General features: G+C 69.0%; 8 protein-coding genes. 4 read left to right on the top strand and 4 right to left on the bottom strand.

What is annotated here, in order from left to right:
• Positions 1-315 precede the first annotated feature (315 nt).
• A complete protein-coding gene (locus ACWEPG_RS23735) occupies positions 316-885 on the top strand; it encodes a mismatch-specific DNA-glycosylase (protein ID WP_450112943.1) in 570 nt (189 codons plus the stop codon).
• A 122-nt stretch (positions 886-1,007) separates the two neighbouring features.
• Complete coding sequence (locus tag ACWEPG_RS23730) at positions 1,008-1,295, top strand: hypothetical protein (RefSeq protein ID WP_452595467.1); 288 nt, start codon at positions 1,008-1,010, stop codon at positions 1,293-1,295.
• Positions 1,296-1,392: 97 nt separating this feature from the next.
• Here ACWEPG_RS23730 and ACWEPG_RS23725 read toward each other — a convergent pair whose 3' ends face one another.
• Complete coding sequence (locus ACWEPG_RS23725; RefSeq protein WP_452595466.1) at positions 1,393-3,090, bottom strand: fumarate hydratase; 1,698 nt, start codon at positions 3,088-3,090, stop codon at positions 1,393-1,395.
• Positions 3,091-3,210: 120 nt separating this feature from the next.
• Here ACWEPG_RS23725 and ACWEPG_RS23720 point away from each other — a divergent pair, with 120 nt between their 5' ends.
• On the top strand, positions 3,211-3,942 hold the full coding sequence (locus tag ACWEPG_RS23720) for a CPBP family intramembrane glutamic endopeptidase (protein ID WP_450112946.1): 732 nt from the start codon (positions 3,211-3,213) through the stop codon (positions 3,940-3,942).
• A gap of 43 nt (positions 3,943-3,985) precedes the next feature.
• Here the strand turns inward: ACWEPG_RS23720 and ACWEPG_RS23715 are convergent, their stop codons facing one another.
• Together ACWEPG_RS23715 and ACWEPG_RS23710 are read right to left on the bottom strand one after the other, a co-directional pair.
• Positions 3,986-4,336: a PLD nuclease N-terminal domain-containing protein gene (locus ACWEPG_RS23715; protein ID WP_450112947.1), complete on the bottom strand. Its 351-nt coding sequence runs from the start codon at positions 4,334-4,336 to the stop codon at positions 3,986-3,988.
• Between the two features lie 169 nt (positions 4,337-4,505).
• Positions 4,506-4,727 carry a maltose regulon activator MalT gene (locus ACWEPG_RS23710; RefSeq protein ID WP_450112948.1) on the bottom strand — a complete coding sequence of 74 codons (222 nt, stop codon included), beginning with the start codon at positions 4,725-4,727 and terminating at the stop codon, positions 4,506-4,508.
• Between the two features lie 191 nt (positions 4,728-4,918).
• On the opposite strand from ACWEPG_RS23710, the gene ACWEPG_RS23705 reads away from it, so the two are divergent.
• Complete coding sequence (locus tag ACWEPG_RS23705) at positions 4,919-5,644, top strand: DUF1906 domain-containing protein (protein WP_450112949.1); 726 nt, start codon at positions 4,919-4,921, stop codon at positions 5,642-5,644.
• Between the two features lie 85 nt (positions 5,645-5,729).
• Here the strand turns inward: ACWEPG_RS23705 and ACWEPG_RS23700 are convergent, their stop codons facing one another.
• Entirely contained in the window at positions 5,730-6,221 is a 492-nt protein-coding gene (locus ACWEPG_RS23700; RefSeq protein ID WP_452595465.1) for a hypothetical protein, read from the bottom strand.
• Positions 6,222-6,224: the final 3 nt, after the last annotated feature.

Genomic DNA, 6,224 nt, shown 5'->3' with positions numbered 1-6,224 from the left:
CGGCTGGCTGCACTTCTACAATCACCACCGACCCCACTCCGCCATCGGCGGCCAGCCACCGGTCACCAGACTGACCAACGTGCCTGGACATCACAGCTAGGACATGTCTCCCAATCCCCGATTCGGCGCCCCCGGCGCCCAATCGCCGCCCTGCTGCGTTGTCGTCGGCGCCGACACAACAGCGGTATCGGCTTCTCCTCCGCCTTGCCGGACGACGATTGTTTCGCCAGGGGCATCCGAGAGGGATTAGGAGACACGCCCTAGGGGCAGGTCCCCCCCGCCGGCGTCGCGGACCAGGAGTGCTGTACTCGGGGAATGGGTTTCACACGCGAGCAGCTCGAGTCGTTCCGCGACGCCGAGGTGCCGGATCTGATCGGCCCCACCTGCCGGCTGCTGTTCGTCGGCATCAATCCGGGCCTGTGGACCGCGGCGACCGGTGCGCACTTCGCGCGTCCCGGCAATCGCTTCTATCCAGCGCTGCTGCGCGCAGGGATCATCGACCGGCCGATCGATCCCACCGCGGGGATGTCGAGCGCAGATCGGGACCTGCTGGTGTCCCGCGGCGTCGGCATCACGAATCTCGTTGCGCGCGCGACCGCCCGGGCCGACGAGCTGACTGCCGAGGAACTCCGGGCCGGTGGCGAGCGGCTGCGTGCGCTGGTCGCGGATGTGCGCCCACGCGTCGTCGCGGTCGCCGGCATCACCGCGTACCGGGCCGCATTCGGTGTGCGCAAGGCCGTCAAGGGGCGTCAGCCGGACGATGTCGAGGGGGCGGAGTTGTGGGTCGTGCCCAACCCGAGCGGGCTCAACGCCCACGACACCGTCGACTCCCTCGCGGTCGCGTACCGGGCGGCCGCCGTCGAAGCAGGCGTGGTCCCGGCCTGAGACACCGTCGCAGCGGCCCGCTCGGTCGGGGCCGATCGGGTTCCCGGCATCACTCGGACAGGTCGATCGACGGGGTGAATCGACTTACGCTCAGTTGATGCAGGAGCGGGAGCGGGCAGCCGGTGGCTGACCCGGGATCGGCCCTCCCACTGTTCGCGGCCGATCCGGTCGCGGCGGTGGTGCTCGCGCTCGCGTTCCTCGTCTTCCTGTTCTCCGAGTACCGGATCGGACGCACGCACCCGGATTCGGGCCCGACACGCGACGCGTGGTCGGGTGTTGCCGTGGGACTCGCGCTCGCGACGGCCTACCTCGGTGGGGCGGTGTCGAGCGTTCTACTGGTCGAGGGGCTCGGTGAGCCGTACCGGCGGTACATGGACCGGACGAAGAGGCTCATTCCGTTCGTGCTGTGACCCGTCGTCTCGGCCACGCGGCGCGAGTGCCGGCGAAGACGGCGAAGGCCCGGTGGAGTGAATACCCCACCGGGCCTTCGTCATTGGCTGTGTCGGTTCACAGACCGGGGCGCTTGCCGATCGTCAGCGTGACCTCGCCGGTGTGGGCGAAGAAGTCGTTGCCCTTGTCGTCGACGACGATGAACGCCGGGAAGTCCTCGACGTCGATCTTCCAGACCGCCTCCATGCCCAGCTCTTCGTACTCGATGACCTCGACGTTCTTGATGCAGTCGAGCGCAAGGCGCGCGGCCGGGCCGCCGATCGAGCCGAGGTAGAACCCGCCGTGGGAGTTGCACGCGTCGGTGACCTGCTTGGACCGGTTGCCCTTGGCCAGCATGATCATCGAGCCACCCGCAGCCTGGAACTGCTCGACGTACGAGTCCATCCGCCCGGCCGTGGTCGGGCCGAAGGAACCCGACGCCATCCCCTCCGGGGTCTTGGCCGGACCGGCGTAGTACACCGGATGATCCTTGAGGTACTGCGGCATCTCCTCGCCGGCGTCGAGGCGTTCCTTGATCTTCGCGTGCGCGATGTCTCGGGCGACGACCAGCGGGCCGGTCAGCGACAGCCGGGTCTTGACCGGGTGCTTGGACAGCTCGGCCAGGATCTCCGGCATCGGCTTGGTCAGGTCGATCTTGACCGCGGCGCCCTTGCCGGTGCCGGAGACGCCGGAGGTCTCGGCGTCGAGTTCGGTGTCAGTGACCTCCGGCAGGAACCGGCCCGGGTTGAACTCGAGCTGCTCGAGGAACACGCCCTCCGGCGTGATCTTCGCCTTCGCCTGCCGGTCCGCCGAGCAGGAGACCGCGATCGCGACGGGCAGCGAGGCGCCGTGCCGGGGGAGACGGATGACCCGGACGTCGTGGCAGAAGTACTTGCCGCCGAACTGGGCGCCGATGCCGATCTTCTGGGTCAGCTCGAAGACCTGCTTCTCGAGCTCGTGGTCGCGGAAGCCACGACCGGTCATCGCGCCCTCGGTGGGCAGCTCGTCCAGGTAGTGCGCCGAGGCGTACTTCGCGGTCTTGAGCGCGAACTCCGCGGACGTGCCGCCGACGACGATCGCCAGGTGGTACGGCGGACAGGCCGCGGTGCCGAGCGAGCGGATCTTGGCCTCGAGGAACTGCATCATCGAGTCCGGGTTCAGGATGGCCTTCGTCTCCTGGTACAGGTACGACTTGTTCGCCGACCCGCCACCCTTGGCCATGAACAGGAACTTGTAGGCGTTCTCGTGGCCCTTGTGGGTGTCCGCGTACAGCTCGATCTGTGCGGGCAGGTTGTTGCCGGTGTTCTTCTCGTCCCACATGGTGATCGGGGCGTTCTGCGAGTACCGCAGGTTCAGCTTCGTGTACGCGTCGTACACGCCGCGGGCGATCGCCTCGTCGTCGTCGCCGGGCGTCAGCACGTGCTGGCCGCGCTTGCCCATCACGATCGCGGTACCGGTGTCCTGGCACATCGGCAGCACGCCCGCGGCGGAGATGTTCGCGTTCTTGAGCAGGTCGAGTGCGACGAACTTGTCGTTGTTCGACGCCTCGGGGTCGTCGAGGATGCTCGCGACCTGCTTGAGGTGATCCGTCCGCAGGTAGTGCGAGATGTCGTGCAGCGCGGTCTCCGTCAGGAGCCGCAGCGCCTCGGGTTCGACCTGCAGGAAGGTACGCCCGTCCGGGCCCTCGACAGTGGACACCCCTTCGGTGGTCAGCAGCCGGTACTCGGTGGGATCTTCCCCGATCGGCAGCAGGTCCTCGTAGAGGAAGTCGGCCATCATCTCTCCTGGGAATCGGCGTGTGAAGTCGGGAACCAGGCTAAACCTGCAGTCCGAGCGCGCTGGAGGCGGGGATGATACGGCCGATTCCACACCCGTGGGGTCCGTACACTCGACGGGGTGCCTCACACGCTCGCCGTCCACCGCCCGCGCTTCCACGCATACCTCGATGTCGCGGTCGTCGTCGCCGTACTCGTCGGTACGAACCTGATCGCCCACTTCACCACCGTGTGGGCCTCGGTCGCGGCGGTGCCCATCTCGGCCGCGGTGCTGCTCGGTCTCGGGCGCGGACGGGGCCTCGGCTGGGCCGAACTGGGGTTGTCCCCGCGGCACTGGCGTAAGGGTGCGCTCTACGCGCTGGGCGCGGTCGCTCTCGTTCTCGTGGTGGTGGCCGTCGCCATCGCGCTGCCGTTGACCAGGCAGTTCTTCCTGAGCAACCGGTACGCGACCGTGTCCGGCGCGTTGATCGCGTCCATGATCATCATCCCGCTGCAGACGGTCATCCCCGAGGAGCTGGCGTTCCGAGGGGTGCTGCACGGAACTCTGGACCGGGTGTGGGGTGCCCGCGGCGTGTTCGCGGCAGGCTCACTGCTGTTCGGGCTCTGGCACATCGCGTCCTCGCTCGGCCTGACCAGTGGCAACCAGGGCCTGACGGGGATCCTGGGCGGCGGTGTGCTCGGTCAGGTCGTCGGCATCGCCGGCGCCGTCGCCGCCACCGCGGTCGCCGGTGTGGTGTTCACCTGGCTGCGTCGCCGCAGCGGCAGCCTGCTCGCGCCGATCGCCCTGCACTGGTCGCTCAACGGGGTCGGGGCCCTCGCCGCCGCGCTGGTCTGGCACGTGACCACTTCCTGACGGCTACGAGACCGGCCTGACGGCCACGAGACCGGCCTGACGGCTACGGCTCGCGAGCATCCTGGTGTGCGGCCTCCCGCTGTTCGGTCGCCCGCTCGACGCACCGCCGGCGGAACTCCTCCTCCTCGTCGACGATCGCCTGTGCCGCCGCCCGCTCGCGTTCGCGCGCGAAGTACACCGCCGGATGCATCCGCTGATCGGGGAGGGGGACCGGCCCGCGGGGGCGCCCCAGCAACAGCCACAGCGCCGGTCCGAACACGGGTAGCAGCGTCACCAGCAGGAGCCAAGCGGTGCGCGGCAGTGCCCGGACCTGCCACGGTGCGTGGGTGACGACATCCACGATCGGGTGGATCCAGACCAACGCGGCGATCAGCACCGACGCGGCGAACAGCATGGCGAACCTTCTTCCCCAGTACGTGCGGCGCACAGTCGGCGCCTGTCGACACGGGTCGGCACCGACAAGGCCGAGAACCCGTGTGACCCCCGCTGGGGAGGTTACGTGGTGCGTGCCGCCGCAAGACGGACTTCGTGAGGGGAACTTAGGAATTGCTCAGAATTGAGCGTCACTCCTCCAGTCGGACCCACCGTCCGAACGGTGGCGGACCCTCGCCGTGCACCTTGATCCGATGCCGAGGGTCGTCCGGTGCGATGTGCATCCACTCGTAGCCGTGGAGCACGTGTTCCTCGGTGGTGTCGCGCTTCGCGACGACGAGATCACCGTTGGGACGCTGCTCGAAGGTGAACGGGCTCTCGGGTGCGATGACCCACCATGCCTCTTTTGCCATGACGCCTCGCCGTCCTCGGGAGGTTGTGCGGCCGATCTGCCGCCGTCCGGATACGACTCGAGCCTACCGCCGATGGCGGCGGCGAGGCCTGCCCACCGTGGTTCCGGTGGGGCAGGAGAGCACGGGTGCGACTGGCAAGCACCACTGTGGTGTGGTGCAATTCACGAAACCGCTCTACGAATCGAGGCGCCGTGCAGGTATCCCGTCGCGAACTGTTCAGATACGCGGCCGTGGGGTCGGCAGCGCTCGGCGCCGCGGCGCTCGGTGCACCCGGCGTCGTCGCGGCCGCGTCCCCGGCGCGCGGCACCCTCGTCGACTACTCCGGCGGCGTCCCCGACGCCGCCGCGATTCGGGCGGCCGGTCACACCGGTGCCATCCGCTACGTCTCCGACCGCAGGCCCGAGGCGCAGTGGATGCTCGGCAAGCCGATGCGCGCCGACGAGGCGTCGGCGCTCGCCGCAGCCGGCCTCGAGGTGGTGTCCTGCTATCAGTTCGGCAAGGGCCCGACCGCGGACTGGCGCGGTGGCTTCGACGCCGGAGTCGAGCACGCCACCCGGGGCCTCGAACTCCACCGGGCCGCCGGGGGTCCCGAGGGACGCCCGATCTACGCCTCCATCGACGACAAGCCGAGCTCCGCCGACATCACGGCGATGATCGTGCCTTACATCCGCGGCTGGGAGTCGATCGTCGGGGCCGAGAACACCGGTGTCTACGCGAACTCCGGCACCATCGACCGGCTGCTCGACGCGGGCGCTGGGGCCTACTTCTGGCAGCACGACTGGGGGACCCCCGAGGGCTACGTGCATCCCGAGGCGCACCTGCACCAGTTCGAGATCGACGAACGCGCCGTCGACGGTGTGGGCATCGACCTCAACGCCATCCTCAAGCCCGACTACGGGCAGTGGTCGCTGGCCTGACAACCGGTTCGGGTCGGCGCACCGGCGGGCCGGTTCGTGAGCCCGCCGGCGAGCCGGTTGGTCAGCCAGCCGGCGGGCCGGCCAGTCAGCAGAGTGGCTTGGCGATGTCGTAGATCCGTTGGGCCTGCTCAGGTGTGGCCTTGGTGCCGTTGTTTCCCGCTCGGACCTCGAGTTCCGACACCACGGTCGCCTCGTCGACACCGGCGTCGATGGCGGCGCAGGTCTGGGCGTAGATGTCCTCGATCGCCGAGTCGTCACGGCCCTCGGCCAGGCTCGGGTACGCGGCCTTGAAGGTGGTCGTGAACGTGCCTGCCTTGACGGTGTCGACCGCACCCTGTGCGCGGGTGACGAGGCTGCCTGCGGCGGACTGGGCGGACGAGATGGCGCCCTGGGCGGCGCTCTGCGCCGAGGTGATGGCACCCTGCGCGGCGCTCGCCGCGGACTCGACCGCGGACGAGGCGCGGTCCAGGGCTCCGGTGGGCGTCGTGGTCGTGGACTCGTTGTCGTTGTTCGACGTGCACCCCACCAGGGCAAGTGAAATGGCAGAGGCGGTCAGAACTGCAGCTGCGATTTTCATGGG

The sequence above is a fragment of the Rhodococcus sp. NPDC004095 genome (assembly GCF_053604015.1).
The sequence above is the reverse complement of the archived record's forward strand: the minus strand, read 5'-3'. Positions and strand labels throughout refer to the sequence as shown.

What these genes read in the sequence shown, in the direction of transcription:
- ACWEPG_RS23735 (WP_450112943.1), top strand. Translation starts at nt 316, where the DNA reads ATGGGTTTCACACGCGAGCAGCTCGAGTCGTTCCGCGACGCCGAGGTG.
- ACWEPG_RS23725 (WP_452595466.1), bottom strand. Translation starts at nt 3,090, where the DNA reads ATGGCCGACTTCCTCTACGAGGACCTGCTGCCGATCGGGGAAGATCCC.
- ACWEPG_RS23715 (WP_450112947.1), bottom strand. Translation starts at nt 4,336, where the DNA reads ATGCTGTTCGCCGCGTCGGTGCTGATCGCCGCGTTGGTCTGGATCCAC.
- ACWEPG_RS23710 (WP_450112948.1), bottom strand. Translation starts at nt 4,727, where the DNA reads ATGGCAAAAGAGGCATGGTGGGTCATCGCACCCGAGAGCCCGTTCACC.
- ACWEPG_RS23700 (WP_452595465.1), bottom strand. Translation starts at nt 6,221, where the DNA reads ATGAAAATCGCAGCTGCAGTTCTGACCGCCTCTGCCATTTCACTTGCC.